A 20,258-nucleotide genomic window follows, 5' to 3' on the forward strand; every position below is an offset into this window, starting at 1 on the left:
GACTGTGTTGGGTGGACACCGGTCGGAACGCGAAGGGCGGCTCTGGAGATGCGCCGGGAAGGTCGGCAATTGGCGCTCCTTGCTCCTTGCTCCTTGCTCGTTTCGATGGACGAGACGATGCGGACGCTGGCGGTCAGTGTAGCACGTGGTCTGCCGCGTCTGGGCGTAGAGACCTTGCAGCACCTTCTCGGCCCTCATCCTGCAATCTACGTCGATAATCGGATGGCCCCACTGGCGGAGCCCTTCCGCTCAACATAGTGTTGATACGCGCCGCTTTTGCGGGAGGGGCCGCAGTGCTTCTTCGAAGCTGGATAACCTTCTCAGTGGTGATCGCCCTGCTGCAGGCGGTTGTGGGATTGCTTTCGGTTCTCCAGCACAATGCCGTGCTTTCCGATCTCTTGCGGCAACGAATTTCTGTCATCGCGCAGACGACGGCAACTTCGTTCAAACCGATCATCGATCTTGGCCTGCCGATTTCGATGATCCGCAACGGCAACGCGATCGTCGCGCGGGCGCTGGAAACCGACGATGAAGTTAAAGCAGTACACGCGCTCAACCCGTCAGGGATCATAGTCTACACCACCGATGCATCACGGCCAGAGGCGGTTCCGCGCGAGGTGCTGCAAGCGATGCAGTTATCGAAGGACGTCAAATGGAGCACCGAGACCGGCGAGCAAATCTATAGCGGGTTCAACGTCGTGGGCCGTGACGGCGCCCCCAGCGGCGCCGTGGTTGTCGCCTACCCGAAAGACCGGCTCGAAGCGGCTTCACAGGCCATTATGCGTACGGTCGTCCGGAACGCCCTTGTAATCTGGGCTGCGTTCTCGGCGCTATCCTACCTTTTGTTAAGCCTGCTTCTCGGAACCCCTCAGCGCCGGCTTGCCCGCCTGGAGGGCGTTGCCCGCGGAGAGCCCGATGCGGAGATCGGCACCAATGGGAACTTGAAGACGAGTGGTTCCGGCGCGTTCTGGCGCGACCTCTTCGGCCCCCAAATCCGGCAACTTGATGCAAATCTGGCAGATGCCAGACGGCAATATGATGAAGCCAGCCGGGAACTCAGCGCCTTCGAGTCACCGGCTGCAGAGGATAGGCAAGCCGAAAGCGACGACGCCGTCGTTGCGACCAGTCCGGCTCCCGAGACCGAGGTTGCGCCCAACCCCTCGCGCTCACTCGCCCGGCAGATCGCATCGCGCCTGGCTCCGCTGGCGGCGGTGCTGATGGTAAGTTCCGCCCTGGTTCTGGGCGTCATCACCCTTGGCAATGTCAATCGTTCGATCGAACCTGAGCTGTCAGCCCGCTCAAACCTAATTGCCACGGTCGTCGGCGAAGACGTCCAGCGCGCCTTGGCGACGGGTGTGCCGTTGGACAGTCTGGTCAGCGCGGAGAGTTTCTTCGCCGATATGCTCAAGCAATTGCCCGAGATCGCATACGTCGCAGTGGCGACAGGGCGGGTGGTGCTGGAAGTCGGCGAACGGATAGACCCTTACCTCGCTCCGCCGCGCGAACGCAAAGGCGTGCGCAGTCATCCGATCATGCACAATGGCGAGGAGATCGCCTACGTGGTGATCGACGTCGACCCCACCTTCATCTCCAAGAAGTTCCTCGACGTCTTTCTCGATATGGGCGTCATCGTGGTGGTCGCCGTGCTGATCGCCTTCGAGATCATGGTGGTGATGAGCAGCCGCTCACTGACGGCCGCTCTCGACCGGCTGCAGCGGCTGGCGGCGATGCAGGCGGCCGGAGACTTCTCCAAGCGGGTGGTGGTGGGCGCCCGCACCGCCATCGACTGCGCCGCCCAGATCCTGGTCGAGCGCACCGAAGGCCTCAGCGCACAGTTCGCCGCGGCATGGCAAGGCGTCGACGGTTCTCAAGCGAGGGGAGCCAGGCTCGCCACATTGCAGGCGCGCTACGGTCTTTCGCTGAACGGACCGACGACCCTGCGCTTTTCCTATTTCACCGATCTGCGGCTGGCGCTGTTTCTGTTCGCGGCCGCTGACGAGCTGCCGCTTTCCTTTATGCCGCTTTACACGAGGGCGGCACACGATCCCTTTCCGTGGCTTTCCGAGACCGTGCTGATCAGCCTGCCGCTTGCCGGATACCTGCTCGCAATCGTGCTGGTATCGCCTTTTGCACGGCCGCTTGCCCGCTGGCTCGGACCGCGAAGACTGCTGATCCTGGCGGCGGCACCGACAATTGCCGCCCATCTTTGGCTCTATTGGGCCACCAGCGTGCCCGAGATCGTGGCATCCCGCACAATCCTTGGGGTGGGCTACGCCTTCGTGACGCTGGCCTGCCAGGATTACGTCATCGACAACACGCCGCGCGACGAGCGAGACCGATCGCTCGGAATGTTCTCGACGGTGTTGTTCGGAGGAATATTCTGCGGCACGGCGCTGGGCGGGGTGCTGGCAGACAGGCTGGGCCAGGCCAATGTGTTTCTGCTCAGCGCCACCTTTGTCCTGATCTCCGCGCTTCTGATCTTCTCGTTGGTCACCGACCCTGTGAGCCGGGGAGACGGCACACCTGCCAAGGCGGCTCGACCGCCGCTGTTTGCCGCGTTGCGCAACTGGCATTTCGCCGCGCTGGTGTTCGGCATCGCCATACCTGGGAACGTCTGCCTGCAGGCCTTCATTTCCTATCTCGTGGCTTTGACGCTCGATTCCCTTGGTGCCTCTCCGGCGGATATCGGACGCACATTGATGGTCTACTTCCTCGCCCTCGCCTTGGTCGGTCCGCTTGCCGGACGCGCGGCGGAACGGGGAATTCCGGTATCGGTCGTGGCTTTGTCGGGAGGGCTTGTCTGCGGCATCTCGCTCCTGACGGCCGCCGTCCGGCCGAGCGAAATCACCATCTTCCTTGCGGTGCTGGGCTCCGGAATCGGCAGCGGCATGGTGCGGGGAGCGCAAGTTTCGCTCTCGATGTCGATCGCGGAAACAGAGCTGCAGCATTTGGGGGCCGATGCGGTTCTGGGTGCATTGCGGACGATCGAGCGGTTCGCCAGCATCGCCGGCCTCCTGTTAGTCGCGACGGTCGCGGGCCTCTATGGCTACGCTATGGCGATAGCGGTCGTGGCGGTGCTCGCGCTTGGGGGAGCCCTGCTGTTCGGGCTGTCGGTGCTGGGCAAGCCGGCGGCGCCGGCTCGGCAGCTGGCGCCGTGAATTAGTTTTCGGTAAATTAGCTGAAAGTTACCCGCCGGGGCCAGGCGGCGTTAGACTGGTGCTGCCGGCTTGGGTTCATACGGGGAGTTGTCGTGAAATCGATTGCGCGCAGGCTGCTCGCATTGGCCGTGGTTTTCGTGCTGACCACCGTGGCCAATGCGGCCGACAGAAAGCAGATACTGGGCGTCTTCTACGAAGGGTGTGAAAATGTCTGCGAAGGGTTCAAGGCTGGGATCAAAAAGAGCGGCTTCGCCGCAGACGTGACGATCATCGATCTGGCACAGGACAAGTCGCGCATCCCCACCGCAATTGCCCAGGCGCGGGCCATGCCGGCCGATCTGGTGCTTACCTATGGCACGAATGGGACGCTTGGCGTCATCGGCACGCTGGACGATACGGCCAACCCTGCATTTATCACCGAGATTCCTGTTGTCTTCGTCAAAGTTGCCGACCCCTTCGGCACGCACATTGCCAAGAGCTTCGAAGGCAGCGGACGCGCCAATGTTGCCGGCACCTTCAACCGGGTGCCGGAAGCGATCAACATCGAGATCGTGCGCCAGTACGATCCGACGTTCGATAAGCTCGGCTTGCTCTACAATTCGAACGAACGCAATTCGGCGATCACGGCAGAGGAACTCAAGAAAATTGCGCCGACGCTCGGCATCGAGCTTGTCGCGCTTGAAATCGACCCCGGCAATGACGGCGTGCCGGATGTCGCCCGGATTGCCGAGCGCATGGCCGAGTTGCGCGAGCAGCGAGTCCGATGGCTTTATCTCGGATCGAGCTCGTTCCTGAACGCCAATGGCGAGTTGTTCACAAAGACGGCGGTCGACCACGGCATCGCCGTTGTGAGCCCGTACGAGCCGCTGGTGCGCGAGCATCACGCGATGCTCTCCATTGCTGCCCGGCTAGAAAATGTCGGCCATCTCGCCGCGGAACAGGCGCTCAGGATCCTGCGCGACGGAGCGACCCCCGGCGATCTTCCGATCGTGCGGGCAACCGACTTCGCCTATGGCGTGAACATGGAGGTCGCCAAGAAGCTGGGCCGCTATCCACCCTTCGCCTTTCTCCAAGTGGCCGAGGCGGTGAACAACTGATAAGACAAAGGCACTCCGGCGCTGGGGCATTAACGTTCGCCTCTGGCGCGACTGTATTCGAGCCAACGCTTTTAAAGCATAGTAAGCTGTCGGTGGGTGACAGCCTCGATGCAGACGCAGCATGACAGCGCGACTATTGCACTTGGAACATTGCTCCGTGTGGGCATGATGCCGTATCTGCCAAGCTCGCGCCATCAATCACCAGGCCGCTGACACGGTGGCCATTCGGAAGCCTCGTCCATGCGGGTGACCTGCCCCTCCTTGCTCGGAGATTCGGCAGCACGGCGTGTTCAATCGAAACCGTGCTGCCTTCATGAGGGCACGCGTTGAAAGTACGCTAAACAACGCGGCTTTTATCAACCAAAGACAGCTACGGCCGATTTGATGGTGATGCCGCCATCGGGACTTCCGGCGCATCTGGCGTCCCGTGGCAGCGCGAAAGACAGTCGGCAGTTGCAGCGCTAAAGGAGAACGGATTAGAAACGCTCCTATGCCGCCCGCTGTTTCGTAGAGAGATTGAGCGGTTTCCGGCCGGTTGCCTTCGCGGCTCGATCCCAGAGGAAATCGCCGGAGAAGGCAATGTGCTCCCATCCGACGGGCGAGGTGTGGGCCAGCAGATCGTCGGGAACGGCTTCGCCGGCTGATCGGAGATGCGTCACGGCTTCGGTCATGTAGGTCGAATTCCAGTAGACGATCGCCGCGATGGCGAGGTTCAAGCCGGAAGCGCGATGTTGCCGGGCCTCATGGCTGCGATCGATGATCCGCCCTTGGCGGAAGGTGTAGATGGCCTGCGTTAAGGCGTGGCGCTGTTCGCTCTTGTTGAGCCCGGCCTGGCAGCGGCGACGAAGCGACGATGCTCCAGTCAATCGACCATGAACAGCGTCCGTTCAATCTTGCCGATCTCCGGCCGCCATGATGTGGCGCAAATTGTGCCTGCGGCGAGTGATCACGGTCTTGCGACGACCTTCAGCTCGACGACAATGCCTTCGGAGGCAAATCCCAGAACCTCAGGAAATTGGCCAAGATCTGCACCCGGGGGACACCCATCCAAGCCACTTAGGGCGAGGAGGTCACGTCGACCTGAATCAAGACGCATGGTGCGACTGGATCCACGGCTTCATCGCCGACTTCTTGAACACTATCCACCCCAGCCAGCCCTTCGACATCTCATTTCTGGCATTCTGCGGCTCAAGTGTTTGAACCAGCGGGACGCGCCAAATGCCGACCTTCGCACGGCTAAGTGCGAACGTCTTGTACATGCCGACGTGTTGAAAAAGTATGGACGTTTTCGTAGAATAGTGTTCTGCCAAGGCGCCGATCGTGAGTCTTGATTCCGAGAAAAGACCTTGCCTTTGAAATGTGGTTCTATCGACGGACTTGTTTTGCTGTGCGACGGACTTTTTCAACACTATCTGCCTGATGCGGACGTTCGTAGCGTCGCTAGTCTTCTACTTCGAACGACGAGGAAGCCGGAGCGGATGATCTCCGTATCGGAGCTCGTGGCGGCGCCCGGGATCGGTTAGGCGGTTGTTAGGTGCACCGTCACCTTCGCCCGCTCGCCCGTGTATTGACCTGACGCTTGAATCCTTCGAACTGCTCGCCCCAGAGGATGTAGGCCAGCATGGGCAGGCCGAGCGGCCGGGGAAATTCGCGATTCAAGATTGGCCCCGGCCAAAACCGAACAAGCGCTTGGAGATGTTCCGATAAATCGGAGTTCGGTGACTGCTTGGAGCCCGGGCGGCCGACCGGATCGGTCCTGCCCGGGATGAGCTTCGTCAGAGCCGTTCGAGCGTCAGCATGCCCGGATCGCCCTTCCAGGCTTTGGAAAGTTCGTCCGCGGCCTTGGTTTCGGCGGCAGCATCGCCTTGGGCCTTCGCCGCCTGCTGCAGCCCGAACAGCGCCCAGGCGCTGCTGCGTGCGCGGTCGAGCGCCGCCACGAACTCCTTCGCCGCGTCCGCCGGCTGACCATTCTTGAGGAGGGCGGCGCCCAGGGACTGCCTCACGGGATAGTACCAGTACGGAGGCTCCATATAGGGGATCGAGTCCTCCGTTTCGGCCGCCTTCTTCCAGAAGGCTATCGAGCCGCCGATGTCGTTCTCGGCCTGCGCAGCGCGGGCGCGTACGACATCTTCGGCCACTTGCAGGACCGACAATGCTGGGATCCCCCAGGCATCGTGCTCCGACCAGTCGGTTTCCTGAGCGATCTTGTGGATGGCGGCCGCCTCTGCTCGGGCGCCTGAGGCGTTCTTCTTCTCGGCCAGGGCGACGCCGCGCGCATAGTGCCACATCGACGTAATGTAGGGCGGTGCGCCGGCCGGCTCGGCCTTAGCCAGGATCGCATCCGGCTCGGCATATTGCGCCCAGGCGAAATACGGAGCTGCCTTCACCGGCTGCACGATCGGAATGGCCGTCGCCACCTCGTTGGTCAAAAAATTGTCCAGCTTGTCGGCCTCTGCGAGCACCGTCTTCGAGTCACCGAGGAGCTGGGCCGAAACCAATACGAAGTGCACGTTGTGGGAATAGTAGCCGAGCGGATAGACACCGACCGCGCCAGTCTCGGCGAGATAAGTCTCGTCCACTTTCGAGGCAGCTTCGTTGGACTTCAGCGAATCCGTATAGCGGCCGACGCGGTAGTAGATATGGCTCGGCATATGGACGATGTGTCCGGCCCCCGGCATCAGCGGTGCCAGTCGATCCGCGTAGGGCTCGGCGCGCTCCGGACGATCCGATGCCTCGACAAGATGAATGTAGAGGTGGATCGCCATCGGATGGTCAGGCCTCTTGGCGAGAACGCCTTCCAGCCGCTTCTGGACGTCCGCGGTGCGGCCCTTGGGTTCTTTGCCGCCCGGCTGCCAATAGTCCCAGGGCTGCGTGTCCATGCCGGCCTCTGCGGCCAGCACAGCGAGCTCGAGATCGTCAGGAAATTTGTCGGAAAGCGCCGCAGTTGCACCGGCGAAGGCGGCGTTCAGGGTGTTTCGATCGGCGTTGGGATCGTCGGAATACCGCGTGGCGACCGCCTCGATCAGTCCCCGCTCCTTCTCGGTGGCACCGGATGAAAGCGCCTGCGCCTTTCGAATAGCAGCGATCGCCGGTACATTTGCGGCGGGATCCATCGGCACGTTGATGTTCGGCCCCAGGATCAGCGCCTCGCCGAGGAAGCACATTGGACAGTCGGGATCGAGCCTTTGTGCCTTGCGGAAGGCGCGTCGAGCCTCCGCGTGATTGAAGTTGACGGCGAGCCGCAGCCCCTGGTCAAAATATTTTTGGGCATCGGCGCTCTTTGTGCTGATCGGATAGCTCAGGGAGCCCAGGCCGTCCCACAGAGGCGGCTGGGCCTCCTCGTAGGCCTTCATGTCTTCCGGGGCCAATGATTGGCCGGCAGCCGCCAGGACGACGCAGTGTCCGACGTCGAGTTCCCCCGGCACCGGCACTCTAGGCGCCGCCGCAAGCTGCACCGGACTGGCGCCGACGTAAGCAACGGCAGCGCCGGTGCCGAAACTCATCAGGACAAGCGCGGTCCATCCCGCGCTTGGCAGGCAAGCACGCAGTTTCATGTGAACCTCCTGGCGTTCGGTACGTTCGCCAACCCCGATCAGCTCTGTCTCTGCCAATTCTCGATCGGGGTGGTGCGGGCAATGATGATCCGCCTCTCGCCGCCGTTTGGCAACATATTTCCTGTTGCTAATGTAGCTGCGATTCAGATGTTTTCTGCTCAACCTCGCCGCGCTCGCATGCGTTGGTCCGGCAGACCAGAGGTTGCACGAGCCACCGATCCGATCCGCCAAAGGCCTTTAGCCGTTGCACCATTGCCGCGATTGAACGGACCGCAAGATCGGGATCGTGGCGCACAGCGGCCGTCTGTTGGCGAACAAGCGGGCGTCGCTCTTGGGTCATCTGCGTGAATTCAGCCTCGGCGAGCGAAGTTCTGCTTGGGGTCGATTCTTCGCCTCCTCCGCGTAAGTCGCGGAAGGGTCCAGTACGGCCAAAGGGCTGAGAGTCTGGGCGTATGCGTCAGGTTTTAACGCTTGCGACGGGCGAGTAGCTTCTCACCGTCGGCTCGCAATTCGCTTTGATAATCAAACTGGGCCATTGGCAATTAAACGGTATCCGGCGTCAGGCATTCCGCGATCGCGTTGAACAGCGCTTCCTCGGCCTCGGTGCAGGCCTTGGCCTGCAACGAAGTGCGCAGAGCTGGAGCGCCAGACCGAGCCGGGTATCCGTCTGCCTGCGCGTATCCAGCAGGCGATGGTCGGCGTCATCGAGGGTTCAGTAGCGGATCAGGGTATCGTCATCGCGCGGGTCTCCCAAGCGGGTCATCCCGAGTTCGGCACAAAGATCATGCACCTTGGTCTCCGGTTTACCATGTTTCAAATTTGGCCCTGAACAGCCTATCTTTGGGATATGAGTAGTATTCCTCATCCTCAAACGCTTTCAGGCGCTGGCCGACGTCTGTCGCCGTAACCCGTGGATGAAATCACGCAGAGCCTTGACCGGTATCCAACAGCCCGCGGCGGACTTGAGCAGGACCTCGCGTTGCCCATCCCACTTCCTCCAGATCGAGTTGCCCCGGTCAACCCGCCTAACTATCTCCTGCGCCAATCTGATCAACGAATATGGGTCGCGGATGTGGCGCAGGACGGGCTTTTCACGTAGTCAAAGAGGAGTTCCTTAACGACCGAAATGCGTTCGTCTTCTCTCATTGTATAGTTCCTGCTCGTGCATGATCCTCCATAAAGCCTTCCGCGATGCGAAAGGTGACCAGCTGGCGGGCGCCGACCGCGGGACGTTGTAGATTCGTTGTTTGTTCTATAGCCTTTCCTACCGCTGAAGGGCTTGAATGATGCAGGAACTGCAGAACCTTAACGATCGGATGTCGGACAGGAGCCTGTGCTAGCCGAAAGCACCATAAAGCCGCACCAAGTGTCTGAATTGTTTGCGCCGTTATACGAGGAACCTCGCCAGGCCGACGACTGGATTAACGGCATACGGCCCTTGCTGGCGCATTATACTTCCATCCAGACGCTCGAAAAGATCCTCGAACAAGAAGAGCTGTGGCTTTCCAATCCGCTCTTTATGAACGACCTGGACGAACTGCGCTTTGGCATGGTGCGCGGCAAGGCCATTTTTGACCAAACCGACATCGAGAAGGAATGCGGCCTTGATGCCGCTATGGCGGCTTCGATCCGGAATGCTTTTGCGCTTTATTACAACGAGTACGAGAACAAGCACGCCATCAACGTCTACATTCTGTGCCTGTCGGAACATGATGCCGCAGACTCTGACTGCGTGTTTCGGTAATTCCCGGACACCCTTTTCGCTAAATCCCGGACAGTGATTTCAGTAATTCGCGGACAGCGATTCCGCTAAATCCCGGACAGTTTTCGGGAGCGGATTTAGCGGTCGGTTCTTGGTTGCGCCGTTCTGGCAGTTTGGCCTCTCACGATGATGTTGAGAGGGGCCATGCCGAGACGGAAGCAAGCGAGTCGAACGAGCGTGAGGGACATCCAAGCGATCTTGCGCCTGACCCATGAGCAGGGTCTTTCGGTGCGTGAAGTGTCGGAACGGCTGAAGATCAGCAAGACGACAGTATGGACCTATTTGCTACGGGCGCGGGAGGCCGGGCTGTCAGGCTGGCCCATGAGGCGGCACAATCTACCAACCGTCTTGATCGCCAAGCTGCAATCGGTACGAGTGTCTCAGCGAACTCGCCTCATCTAGGGAGACCTATCCAAATGCCCATGCCCGTACGCCGGAAAATGGATGCAGCTGCGAAGTTGATCGAAGAGTGGACGCTCCCGTCTGCCGCCACGCTTGGGTCATCGGTCCGAGCCAAAGGGATCCTTCGCGAAGTGCGTGCCCACCTGCCTTTGGCGGCGAAGAAGCTCCTCGACATCGAGGTCGGGGCGCTCACCTTGCGCATGCCGGAAGGCGCTTATGGCGATTTCCGGACTGCGTCGGCGAGTGTCCAAAACGCTGGAACACATCGAAAGTCTGCCCGTAATTCCTCGCGAGGTCGAGGACGTCCTGACGATCTCTTCGGCAGAGCGGCACCGGTGGCTCAAGGACGGCCGTGAAGGGCTGGAACGAATTCGAGCGTGACGGCCTTCTGCGCTGATTCAGCGAAACAAGGTTCTTTCATTACCCTGCCCACTACGACCCGCACTGGCCGGAATCCTGATCCGGGTCGCGCGCCTGACCTCCGGAAGTCAATGGGCTTAAACAGTCCGCGAGTCTGGATCCGGCCCAGGCCCATCAGCCGTCTTATCGGTATCGGCGAAGCCGCTGATCTGTGCTAAGCCGCCGCCCCAACAGCCAAAGGAGTACACCCGTGAGCGAGCCGACCGTGGCTGAGGCGACCGACAGCATCTATGCATCGCTCCGGGCGAACAATGCCGACATCGACGCAAATATCGCGGCGCTCAAAGCGGCGCTGACGCGAGAGGGGATAGAACAGGCGGTGTTCGATCCGGCCAGGCTGGCGCAGAACAACCGTTCGGGCCGCAAGCTGATGCAGGCATATTTTCGGCAGCGCGGCGTGAGCGTGAGGTTTTCGGCCTCGTAGGGCGCACGGGAGCAGTTCGCCGGCCACAAGTACCCCCCGCATCGACCAGATCGTCGTCGCGCTAACCCGGCGCCGGGCCGGCTCGGTGCCGGTGCGAATTCCCGCCTGCGCCAACGTCGCCGCGACACGCCGCGGCGCTAGCGCTGGCTGCAAGGCATCCGAAGACCATGCGCCTTACACCTCTACGGGCTTAGCCGCACCAATGTGTGCGAACGTCGCCGAGGGACCCCGATTCTGGCGTTTGCGGGCGGCACCAGCGGTCGCTGTCGCCGTGGACGATGAGCACTTGGGCCGACCGCCGACGACCACTCGGCGGGCGCCTGGCAGCGTACTCCGCCGCGACCGTATTATAGGATCGCACGGTGTCCCGGTCGGTGCTCATCCTAGCGCTCCGCCTTCAAGACAAGAGGCCCGATGAGCCTGGGAACCGAAGCAAACAACCGGGGCGAGTCGCGGCGCGTTGGTCTACATGACCCTTGGCGCGGCGCGACGGGCCGAGCTTGGTTTCCGCGCAGATTGGAACGCCGTGATGTCGTCAAATTCACGCCTTTGACCCTGAGTTGTCGCTCGTCGGCAACTACGTGAGCGGGCTCTCCGCGGTGAAATCGGACTCACAAAGCGCACTCGGTTCGAGTTGCATCCCTCACTCCATCTGCCGGAGAAGATGAAAGTGATGAAGTTTCATCTACGATGATGGACAAGGTTGGCGGCCTGACGGCTCAGCCGGGAGGGCATTGTCCTTTCGTTCGCCGACGCCGCTGCAATACGAAGGATCGTAAGCAGTCCCTCGCGAACGAGGCGCACCGCGAGCACCACCTTGTCGGCATCTGTCAGGCAATCTGGCAGGTCGCGAACTGCAAATTTTGGGGTAGCGGCGATGAAATGAAATGCGGGCTGTATGGCTGCGGGCCCCGAGACCACGTTGCCGGGATAATGGATGGCCGCAGAGCCCTCGCTCAAGGTCACCCTGCACATCATCCCCGCGCGCCGGGCGACGATGCTGCCTAAGTTGAGGTGCGGCAATTGCTCGAGTGTGGCGAAATGACCGTCCGGTTGAGGCTGACCGTTGGTCAAAAGCCGCTGACCCACCCGCCAGATTGAGGTCTCGCAATCTGCCATCTCTGCAAAACGGGACAGAAGAGCCCTGAACGACTCGCGAAAGTCCCTCGCATCGCGATCCAGAAATCCCGTTGGCAGCGCCTGTCGGAAGCGGCTGTCTTTTCGCGCCGCCACCGCCAGCGCTTCGGAAAGCACATCCGCCCACCGAAAGACATGGACACCGACCGTAAGGTGCAGCGAGGCTTCGCCGAGCGTCTGCGCCTCGTGCACCAAGCCGCGCGGGAGGTAGAGCAGATCGCCCGCAACAAGATCGATGGTTTCCCGGGATTGCCCTACCTCGTCGGGCGAGAGGGCTGAAGGAGTATCGGCGAGGGGAAGAACAACGGGCGTGCCGTAGATCCGCCATCTCTTTGAGCCTTCTAGTTGCAGCACGAACACATCGTGCGTATCGAAATGCACCGGAAATGCCTGTGCTCCGGGTGGCGTCAGGTAGAGATTAGCTGCCACCGGATGGTGCAGTCTGCTCTCGAGTTCCTTGCAGAGCACTGAGACCTGCTTCCAGCGCAGATCCAGACGGTCGACGCTCAGCGAATAGCCTTCGTCGTAGTAGGACCGATAAAGCAAGTACATGTTCGGCACGCCATCACCCGTTAACGGCAGTGCCTTTGAAACGACGCGGCCATCGCGCCACTGGACGAGACGGGCATTGCCCCCGGCTGTGAAAGCCAGGAGCGCCTCGATGTCGGACATGCCAAAGAGGGACTCGTAGTAGCTTCGATCCCGGCCCGCGACGCGCAACACATCGGTTTCCCAGTGGCCACCGTAGAAGACTTCCGTGCGAAACGGGGCAAGCAGGCGCGGCAGATCCCAGGAGCTGTTATGCATGGACAGGCTCTTTCGGGGCGTTCTGCTCGAGATGGTGAATCAGGCGGCGTCCGAACACATCGGGGAGTTCATCGAATAGCTTGCGCACCGACGTTGCGACGTCGGATGGCGGTTCGTTACCTGCCGCGAGACAATCCGCCAGCATTTCGATGCGCGGGCTTCCATCGACGGCGAGCGCCAAGTATCGATCGTCGAGACGGATCACGATGCGCAGGCCGACAAGCTCTTGGAGAATGCTGCAAAGGGAAGCTTCAGATGCAGCCCGGCCGGCTGCAGCCAGCGAACGGGCGATCGCAGCAAGCGACGCCCCATCCTCGCAAAGGTGATAGACCTCGCGATCGAGGCCGGCGAGGACGATCCGCTTCTCGACGGACACGGGCCGACGGTCGGCAATGATGATCTGCTCGCCGTCGTCGAGATAGACCAGCGCGTCGAGGGCGTTCGACTCCTTCCAGCAACTAACCGCATCACGTAAGTCACTTAGATAGATTTCGGGCGTCTCACCATCGCGATAGTCGAAGTCGAAAAAGTAAACCAGATTAGCGAGCTCGTCTTGTGCAAACGGATAGATGTAGCGGTAAGCCGCCATAGGTCGGACGCTGCCGACTCCCAATTCCGAGGCGTGCTCAAAGAGCGGGCTGAAACGGTCGAGTCGAACGCAGCCGACATAGATCGGCGGCGTCAAATGGACGATGAGTTCTATCAGGTCAGCCTGGCGACGATATTCGTCCGGATCTTCGCCGGGAAACCCGCCAAGGATGTTCCAGCTGGGATGCACGAGATACTCCGCGCACAAGCGCAGGAGCCGTATGTTTTGGTAGGCGTGCACGCCTTTGCGCATAAGGTTGAGGGTGGCGGTGCTCAGGCTCTCGATGCCGGGCTGGATCTGTGTCACGCCAGATTGCCTGAGCAGGCGAACGTGCGACCGGTTGAGGTTGGCCTTGGTCTCATAGAACAGCGTCACTCCGAGATCGCTTTCGGCCAGCCTGGGCAGCACGGACTTGAAATATCGCATGTCGATGATGTTATCGACAGAGGCGAAATTGCGAACCCCGTAGTGCTCGACCAGATCCGCCAGCTCCCCAAGAAACCGATTCGCGGATTTCGTCCTGAAGGCCATGGTGCCGCCGTTGAGGCCACAGAAAGTGCAGTGTGCGGTCTCGCCCCACCAGCATCCGCGAGAAGACTCGATTGGGACGGTCACGTCACCTGCCGCACCGGCCAGCTTGCGATGCGTGTCGAAAAAATCGCGGTAGTCTGGGACCGGCAGCCAGTCCATATCCCGAACCGGATTGGCAAGCGCCGGCGGGACCGACGTCTCACCGCCCACTCGATGAACGATGCCGTCGATTGTGGGGGGTACTTCGCCAGCTGCAAGGCTGGCCGCGAACGTCACAAAGCTCTTGTCGCCCTCGCCTGAGCAGACGATGTCAACGAAGGGAAACAGACGGTGCATGGCCACACCCATTGCGCCTTCGCAGTTTGCGCCGCCGAGCGCAGTGAGCACGCCGGGGTGTCGCGTCTTGACCAGCCGGGCGAGGCTCAGGGATGGCGTGTTCTGTTGGAAGGTCGATGTGAAGCCGACAATGTTGTACCGCCCCCAATCGAGGGCGTTCAGACATTCGTCCAAGAATTCGGAGGCCTGTCGGCGAAGGCGTGTTAGGCCGACGACCATTTCCAAGTCCTGCGTGTGATCGGCCATAAACGCGGCGCCTCGGCCAAAGGGCTCTGCCATCGCCGGTCGCAGAACCTCATTGTAGTAGGTCGCAACGTCGGGCAAGCCGGGACCGCTGAGAGCCTCGGCGAAAAGCCATTCGCCAAGTTGAGGTGCTCCATTGAACCGGTCGATGTGGACGTAGTTTTCGACGCCGATATGCTTGGCGAAATCCAGGTTGAGATAGCCAATGTCGCAGGGGATGCCGACACGGGCCAGACCTGCCTTCAGAAGGCTGATACCGATCGATGGACGGTTGATGTCAGCAAACGGCATTTGAATAAGCAGGACACGGAACATGAACCCCCCTTTCGGCAAACGCCGAAGGCTTGTCACGCGATGGTAAAACGCCGGGCGCACGCCTCAAGACAGCTCGAAGCCACCTCCGTGGTTTGTGCGGCGACGGCCAGTCCGCGCAGTTCCAAGCTGAGAAACTGGACACCGATACAGCCGTCCTGAAGTTGCTGGCGAGCGAGGAATAACGCGCCCTCGATCAGGGTCAGGGAAGGTGGCAACGGCATCGCCAGCATGGTTTCGATCGCGATGATCAGCTTCGGCAGGTCATATCGGCGGGCAGCATGGATGATTGCCGCATCGCCTAGTACCTGCGCCACGAGGGCGGGATCCAACGAGTGCGTCTGTAGGATTTTGCGCCATTGCCGATGCTCTTGAAGCATATCATCGATCAGCCCCGAGACGCGCACGAGCGCAGTCGCGGGATCGATTGTGCGTCCAGCTATTACATCAGCGTCTTGGCCCTCGACGGGCACGCGCGCGAATCTCCGTCCCCGCTGCGCGGCATCAGCGCACACAGCAGCAGCCCCATCCATCGACGTTCGTGGCGCGGTCCAATCGCCGGGGACGCACGCTGCATCCGGGGTCAACAGGATCGCACTGAGCAGACCCGCCACGTAGACGGTGTGGTAGACATGGCGGAAGGCATAAGCGGCGGCCTCATCACCTTGCAGAGCGGCGAACTGGGCAGGATCGAAACTCGGGCTTGGCAGGAACCCCAGTTCGTCAACGACCCCGTTATAAAGATCCCAGGCCAGCCAGACATACGGCGACCACGGCCCCCGCAACAGCGTCGTCGCAATGATGAACTCTATCAGGAGATCGAGATCGTCATTGACGAGAACCCAGGCGACCGAAGCGTCAATGCGTCCACGCGCCAGTGAGACGTCGACGCAACATGGCGGCGGGCGGGACCCGAAATCGGTCGCATACATAAGACCGTGAGTGATGCCATAGCCCGTCGAACGGCTCATGCTGATCGGATGGACTTCCTTCATGAGAACGTTGTTTGGGAAAGCAGCAGAGAAATCCGACCGGAACCCGACATTGAGCAGAGACTCCACCCATTCGACCTCCATGGCGCGATAGGGTATGCGCTCGAGTGTGTCGGCCAGGCCGTCCCTGAAAATGTGTCGGAGAATAGTTTGTGTCTCGGAGTCGCCGCGACCGCGTTGGGCGAGCACTATCTGTGTCAGACCCAGGGGCGCAGCCATGTGCGGGCAACGCAGCAGCAATTCCTTTATCCGATTGTCGGTGCAACATCCTTCCAAGACGTCGACCAACCGCTCAATTAGACCTGTAATTCGCCCGGGTTGCTCAACGCGGGATGCCAGCAGGACAAGGATTGCTGTTTCAGCGAAGACCTTGTCCCGCATTTGAACAGCGTCCTCATTGGGATCATCGGGCCACAACCTCGAATATCGGTCGATCCTCGGCAGATGCCTAACCGAAAACTCGAGGACGTCAGCGAGACGGTTGCGAAGCAGCACTGGATCAATTGTCGGAACCATCTCGCCGAAATCCCGTAGTCATCCCATTCGCCTGACCATGCGTCGGTTCTGCGGCGTGATCCGGCCGAGGGCTACTCGCTGGTGGTTTTCTGGCCGCTTGGCCCGAGTTGCTGACGGATGCCTTGGCCAAGAGCCGACACTTCGCCGATTGATGCAACATTGCCCTTGATCACGAGGCCATATCCGTCCCAAGCAACGACCGATGTCGCGACCTTGCCGCCGGGGTCGAGGTCGTCCAGCGTGGAGGGCTGGAGAATCGATTTCAGGGAGGTGTCGAGATTCACTATCTTTCGGTCGTGAAGTTCCTGCAGAAGATTCGCAACATCTTTCGCTTTTGCCATGACTTTCCTCCAGGGTGACTAGCTGACGTTTACCCGCGCTCCGAGGCGGCAGAGGGTATTGACGTGTCTTTGGCTAAGTGGAGTCGAATGCCATCTATCGGCGCACGGTCGATCTATCATTATCTATATTCATCGGGAATACTATAGCAAGTTCTAATGCAGGTTACACTAAAATTAACAGAAAGGAGGCAAGTTTACATAAAATTAATTTTTATACTCAGCATTTTGGCACTATTCTATCCTTGCCTCTGGCAAGAGCCGAATTCGCGCATGAGCGCGCCAAGTAGGTTCAGGTTGTAATGGACCCCGATATGGCGCTTCAGGGATTTGACTTTTTCCGTCTTCGAGGCAGATGATGAAGTCCGGCGTCACCGACTTCCTGATCGATACACGCCGGTTCCAGCTTGACTGCGGCCGGGGCGACTGGCGTGCCGATCCCTTGGAAAGCGGCATGGTATCCCCGATCAGCTTCGGCAATTCGCTGATCGGCAGTGGAAGGGGTGCAGTCCAATCGGTTACACTCCAGCCTTTGCGAGGAGAGCAAAGGTGCCTTGGCAGGAGTGCAACCTTATGGACGAGCGTCTCAAATTAAAGCCAGAGCGCCGAACCGCCGCCCGAGCGGTCAATCACGGGCCCACGCCGGGTGCGGTGAGAAAAGGGGCTAGCGGTGCTTAAGCCGGTGAGGTCCTCGACATGGGCCGCAAAGTCATTGAGACGCGCTGCAAGCTCGTCGAGCTCAATATTTGCGCGCCGGTCCGGAAAATGTTCGATCGGCTTCGCCGCGATGCTCGCGGCGAAGCCTCCAACCGAGACGACGAGCGACCGGTTTTCGATAGGCGACTGTCATAACGCCTCTCCTTCCACAATGGTAGGAGCGCGGCGCTCGATGCGAACCTGCAAGCCCGTCACCACGCCTGCGATGATCAGCCCTCCCGCCGTCACTTCGTCGCCGGTCACAAACACCCGGTCCAGTACCGGGCGACAGCACTTGAAATAGGCCGCGGCATCTTGGGGGTTTAACGGATTGTGTCCACCTATTTTAGGGAATGGTGCGTACTCGCGCTGCTGAAGGCGGCGGAGCGGGAAGCGCGTGACATTCTCATGGACCGGTTTGTCGAGAACGACGTAGAGTCGATGAGCTTTGCCAGGTAACGACGTGGCAAGCGGTGGAATCTGGCCCCTCAGGACCGGACAAATTCCAGCAACGGGCCGAAATCGTGATTGTCGGCGGCGCGCAGGGCTTCGACATAGCGCTGGCGGGTTTCGCCGGGATCGACGAGGCTGGCGCTGCCCCAGGAGAAGCGGGGGCGATTCATGCTGACGAGCAGCAGGTCGGTCGCGAGCCGTGCGTGGCGGCCGTTGCCGTTGGGGTAGGGATGAATCCATACGAGTTTGTGGTGAAAGCGCGCTGCGATTTCATCGGGCGGGTAGGTTTCGTGATCGATCCAGTAGCGGCAGTCATCGATGAGTTGTCGCAGTTCGGTGGGGATGCGGTAGGCATCGACGCCGATATTCTTGTCTGAGTGCCGGTAGCTGCCGGCCCAGCGCCAGACGCGCCCGAACATCCGCTTGTGTAGGTCGTTCAGGAATTTTTCGCTGAGCACGTCGCGTTTGCGGGCGAACGGCCATTCTTCCGCTTCGAGGATGTTCGCCTGTTCGGCTTCGTTCAGTTCGCCGCGCAGGGTGATGTAAGCCGGGATCAGGCCTTCGCGCTCTTCAGGGCTGAGCGGCGTTGCGGCGTCATCCTGTTCGAGGAGCGGATCGGTCATGACGCCTCGTCATCCCACAGCGCCGAGCCGGGCTTTTCCAGCAGGCGTCTTGCGAGCTGCCTGATCTGCTCTTCCTCGGCTTCCGGATCGACGCTTTGTGCTTCAAGTGCCATTGTGTGGTGGGCAGGCTTGACGCGGCGCCTTGCCAGCCTGAGGGCGCGTTCTTCGGTAAGGGTTTCGAGCGGCTTGCGAGGCACCAGCGCATAGACGAGGTCGCAGTCCAGCGCCCGGGCGGCGCGCTCAAGCGAATCGAGCGTGATCGCATTGGTGCTTTCGGCTTTTTCGATGGCGACGGCGCGCGGCTGGCTGACGCCCAGCCGCTTTCCGAGCTGTGCCGTCGTCATGCCGAGGGCTTCGCGGATCGCCTTGATCCAGCCGCGCGGCGGCCTTGCGAATCCCTCCTGGGTTCGCAAGGGGCTGAGCCTCTTGTCGAGCTGGCGTCTGGCTGTGGCGCGTTCCTGCGGGCGCATTTTGATAACCTTTCATTATTCAGACACGCTCATGCAATAGCTTATATGTTATCAACTTGTCAAATTCTGATAATGCATGTGTTATTGCCAACGGCGGGTCTGCTAAAATTGGTCGATGAATCGCTTTTCACGATATCTGGAGCATCTGCGCTTCGAATACCGGCCGCGTGTTTCGCAGCGGCTCGCCGATTTTTCGACGTATCGTGCGCGGCGTTTCCTGAAAGAAACAGGACCGATCGGCGTCCTCGTCGACAATACCGTGCTGGGTCATGCCACCGCCCATGAAACCGCCTGGATTTCCACGGGGGACAAGCTGTGGGGGCCGCACACGATCAAGACCGGTTACGAAGCGCGCATTTCCATACACGCTACCGACTCGGCAGCCCGTGAGTATGAGCATGTCCGCTATCTGCCCGGCCTCATTTCTCTCGCGCGCCATGATCATGTCACGCTGTATTCGTCAGCAGAGTTAAACGACGAGAGATTCTACCAGCCCCCCGGGCGGTTCCGCGGCTACGGCTACTGCGATCACAATTTGTTCGAAGGGGTGAGGATGGAGAGCATCGACGGCATCGCCTTCCCCACTCTTGGACCGTCACGGATGGGGCTTCCGGGCGCCGAAGACCAGAAACGCCAGCGGCTGCAGGAAAAGGAGACAAGCGATCCTGACTATGCCTCTCTTGTGGCGGTTCTTGGCCGGAAAAACAGCCAGGACGCATGGCACATACGCACCGCCGACAAGCACGGGCTTTTCTGCTTTCTGACGAGGGACTTCAACCTCATGAAGTGCCTGGACTCTCAGAAGAACGCACCGCGGATCAGGAGCATGAAGACCGCCGTCATGACGCCCGCCGGCCTTGGCAGCTATCTTAAACTTCCCCCGATTGCGCCGCACCTCTTCAGCTACCCCAACGCCAGCTTTCCCGTACGCAGTGACCTCGCATGGCCTCAGGGAAGGCGCAATGGGGCGCGGCAAAAACCGGAACAGCGACCGAACCTGATTACGGGGCCGGAATGCGGGCGCGTACCTGCTTCGCTGAAGCTACGCAGGACCGGCTCTCGTAAACCGAACTCCGGCTTCGCCACGCTACGCCGGGATTTCGGCCATCCGGATTCCATCCCTCGCGCAAACAACGGCCTTTCAGGCCGTAAACTGAACGGGCCGTTTCGGCCCGTGCAACCTTTTGTCTTTTGATCCGGGGCTGCCGCCCCCTGCCGTCAAGGCCGGGCGCTACGTTATCTTGCTCTATGGCCCGTCCTTTCTTCGCTTGGGGCTCGGCTCGGCCCATCCGAGATGGGGTATTCGGCTTGAGCCTCATCTTCGGGCGACAATGCATGGTGGATAGGTTGAAGGTGCTGCGCTTCGAGCTGATGGTTAAGACGTGGGTCTGTTGGAAC

At 60.5% G+C, this 20,258-nt stretch carries 14 protein-coding genes and 5 pseudogenes; 8 read left to right on the forward strand and 11 right to left on the reverse strand.

Annotated features, from left to right (window positions below; all coding sequences use genetic code 11):
* Positions 1–293 precede the first annotated feature (293 nt).
* Both AC0NID_RS12340 and AC0NID_RS12345 read left to right on the forward strand, forming a co-directional pair.
* Entirely contained in the window at positions 294–3,158 is a 2,865-nt protein-coding gene (locus AC0NID_RS12340) for an MFS transporter (RefSeq protein WP_473459302.1), read from the forward strand.
* A 92-nt stretch (positions 3,159–3,250) separates the two neighbouring features.
* Positions 3,251–4,255, forward strand: coding sequence for an ABC transporter substrate-binding protein (locus tag AC0NID_RS12345; RefSeq protein ID WP_473459304.1), 1,005 nt, complete (start codon positions 3,251–3,253; stop codon positions 4,253–4,255).
* Between the two features lie 488 nt (positions 4,256–4,743).
* Here AC0NID_RS12345 and AC0NID_RS12350 read toward each other — a convergent pair.
* The 4 genes and pseudogenes from AC0NID_RS12350 to AC0NID_RS12365 all read right to left on the reverse strand — a co-directional run.
* A pseudogene (locus AC0NID_RS12350) lies at positions 4,744–5,159 on the reverse strand (Tn3 family transposase); the annotation flags it as partial.
* 181 nt (positions 5,160–5,340) lie between these two features.
* Entirely contained in the window at positions 5,341–5,661 is a 321-nt protein-coding gene (locus AC0NID_RS12355) for a hypothetical protein (protein ID WP_473459306.1), read from the reverse strand.
* Positions 5,662–6,030: 369 nt separating this feature from the next.
* Positions 6,031–7,809, reverse strand: coding sequence for a hypothetical protein (locus AC0NID_RS12360; RefSeq protein WP_473459308.1), 1,779 nt, complete (start codon positions 7,807–7,809; stop codon positions 6,031–6,033).
* A gap of 622 nt (positions 7,810–8,431) precedes the next feature.
* Positions 8,432–8,572 (reverse strand): annotated as a pseudogene (locus tag AC0NID_RS12365) (DUF4158 domain-containing protein); the annotation flags it as partial.
* 570 nt (positions 8,573–9,142) lie between these two features.
* On the opposite strand from AC0NID_RS12365, the gene AC0NID_RS12370 reads away from it, so the two are divergent.
* The 4 genes and pseudogenes from AC0NID_RS12370 to AC0NID_RS12385 all read left to right on the forward strand — a co-directional run bounded on the left by AC0NID_RS12370 (position 9,143) and on the right by AC0NID_RS12385 (position 10,817).
* Positions 9,143–9,553 (forward strand): hypothetical protein, encoded by a 411-nt coding sequence (locus AC0NID_RS12370; RefSeq protein ID WP_473459309.1) that lies wholly within the window; start codon positions 9,143–9,145, stop codon positions 9,551–9,553.
* Between the two features lie 162 nt (positions 9,554–9,715).
* Positions 9,716–9,895 (forward strand): annotated as a pseudogene (locus AC0NID_RS12375) (sigma factor-like helix-turn-helix DNA-binding protein); the annotation flags it as partial.
* Between the two features lie 98 nt (positions 9,896–9,993).
* Positions 9,994–10,327: pseudogene (locus AC0NID_RS12380) on the forward strand (hypothetical protein); the annotation flags it as partial.
* A gap of 256 nt (positions 10,328–10,583) precedes the next feature.
* Positions 10,584–10,817 carry a hypothetical protein gene (locus tag AC0NID_RS12385; RefSeq protein ID WP_077383590.1) on the forward strand — a complete coding sequence of 78 codons (234 nt, stop codon included), beginning with the start codon at positions 10,584–10,586 and terminating at the stop codon, positions 10,815–10,817.
* Positions 10,818–11,498: 681 nt separating this feature from the next.
* On the opposite strand, the gene AC0NID_RS12390 is transcribed toward AC0NID_RS12385, so the two are convergent.
* The 5 genes and pseudogenes from AC0NID_RS12390 to AC0NID_RS12410 form a co-directional block, all read right to left on the reverse strand.
* Complete coding sequence (locus tag AC0NID_RS12390; protein WP_473459311.1) at positions 11,499–12,761, reverse strand: cupin domain-containing protein; 1,263 nt, start codon at positions 12,759–12,761, stop codon at positions 11,499–11,501.
* Complete coding sequence (locus AC0NID_RS12395) at positions 12,754–14,775, reverse strand: RiPP maturation radical SAM C-methyltransferase (protein WP_473459313.1); 2,022 nt, start codon at positions 14,773–14,775, stop codon at positions 12,754–12,756. Before AC0NID_RS12395 ends, AC0NID_RS12390 begins: the two co-directional genes overlap by 8 nt.
* Before the next feature lie 32 nt (positions 14,776–14,807).
* Entirely contained in the window at positions 14,808–16,280 is a 1,473-nt protein-coding gene (locus AC0NID_RS12400; RefSeq protein WP_473459315.1) for a DUF6895 family protein, read from the reverse strand.
* Between the two features lie 71 nt (positions 16,281–16,351).
* The gene (locus AC0NID_RS12405; RefSeq protein WP_473459317.1) at positions 16,352–16,621 is read right to left on the reverse strand and encodes a hypothetical protein; all 270 of its coding nucleotides are present in this window, start codon (positions 16,619–16,621) and stop codon (positions 16,352–16,354) included.
* A gap of 290 nt (positions 16,622–16,911) precedes the next feature.
* Positions 16,912–17,074: pseudogene (locus tag AC0NID_RS12410) on the reverse strand (MucR family transcriptional regulator); the annotation flags it as partial.
* A gap of 573 nt (positions 17,075–17,647) precedes the next feature.
* On the opposite strand from AC0NID_RS12410, the gene AC0NID_RS12415 reads away from it, so the two are divergent.
* Positions 17,648–17,773, forward strand: a complete 126-nt coding sequence (locus tag AC0NID_RS12415) for a hypothetical protein (RefSeq protein WP_473459319.1) — start codon at positions 17,648–17,650, stop codon at positions 17,771–17,773.
* A 29-nt stretch (positions 17,774–17,802) separates the two neighbouring features.
* Here AC0NID_RS12415 and AC0NID_RS12420 read toward each other — a convergent pair whose 3' ends face one another.
* A complete protein-coding gene (locus AC0NID_RS12420; protein WP_473459321.1) occupies positions 17,803–18,390 on the reverse strand; it encodes a mobile mystery protein B in 588 nt (195 codons plus the stop codon).
* On the reverse strand, positions 18,387–18,860 hold the full coding sequence (locus AC0NID_RS12425; RefSeq protein WP_473459323.1) for a mobile mystery protein A: 474 nt from the start codon (positions 18,858–18,860) through the stop codon (positions 18,387–18,389). The genes AC0NID_RS12420 and AC0NID_RS12425 overlap by 4 nt, the downstream gene beginning before the upstream one ends.
* A gap of 115 nt (positions 18,861–18,975) precedes the next feature.
* Between AC0NID_RS12425 and AC0NID_RS12430 the strand changes: the two genes are divergently transcribed.
* The gene (locus AC0NID_RS12430; RefSeq protein ID WP_473459325.1) at positions 18,976–20,055 is read left to right on the forward strand and encodes a hypothetical protein; all 1,080 of its coding nucleotides are present in this window, start codon (positions 18,976–18,978) and stop codon (positions 20,053–20,055) included.
* Positions 20,056–20,258: the final 203 nt, after the last annotated feature.

The sequence above is a fragment of the Mesorhizobium sp. WSM4821 genome, assembly GCF_055901555.1.

What these genes read in the sequence shown, in the direction of transcription:
- AC0NID_RS12395 (WP_473459313.1), bottom strand. Translation starts at nt 14,775, where the DNA reads ATGTTCCGTGTCCTGCTTATTCAAATGCCGTTTGCTGACATCAACCGT.
- AC0NID_RS12360 (WP_473459308.1), bottom strand. Translation starts at nt 7,809, where the DNA reads ATGAAACTGCGTGCTTGCCTGCCAAGCGCGGGATGGACCGCGCTTGTC.
- AC0NID_RS12400 (WP_473459315.1), bottom strand. Translation starts at nt 16,280, where the DNA reads ATGGTTCCGACAATTGATCCAGTGCTGCTTCGCAACCGTCTCGCTGAC.
- AC0NID_RS12390 (WP_473459311.1), bottom strand. Translation starts at nt 12,761, where the DNA reads ATGCATAACAGCTCCTGGGATCTGCCGCGCCTGCTTGCCCCGTTTCGC.
- AC0NID_RS12430 (WP_473459325.1), top strand. Translation starts at nt 18,976, where the DNA reads ATGAATCGCTTTTCACGATATCTGGAGCATCTGCGCTTCGAATACCGG.
- AC0NID_RS12420 (WP_473459321.1), bottom strand. Translation starts at nt 18,390, where the DNA reads ATGACCGATCCGCTCCTCGAACAGGATGACGCCGCAACGCCGCTCAGC.
- AC0NID_RS12405 (WP_473459317.1), bottom strand. Translation starts at nt 16,621, where the DNA reads ATGGCAAAAGCGAAAGATGTTGCGAATCTTCTGCAGGAACTTCACGAC.
- AC0NID_RS12425 (WP_473459323.1), bottom strand. Translation starts at nt 18,860, where the DNA reads ATGCGCCCGCAGGAACGCGCCACAGCCAGACGCCAGCTCGACAAGAGG.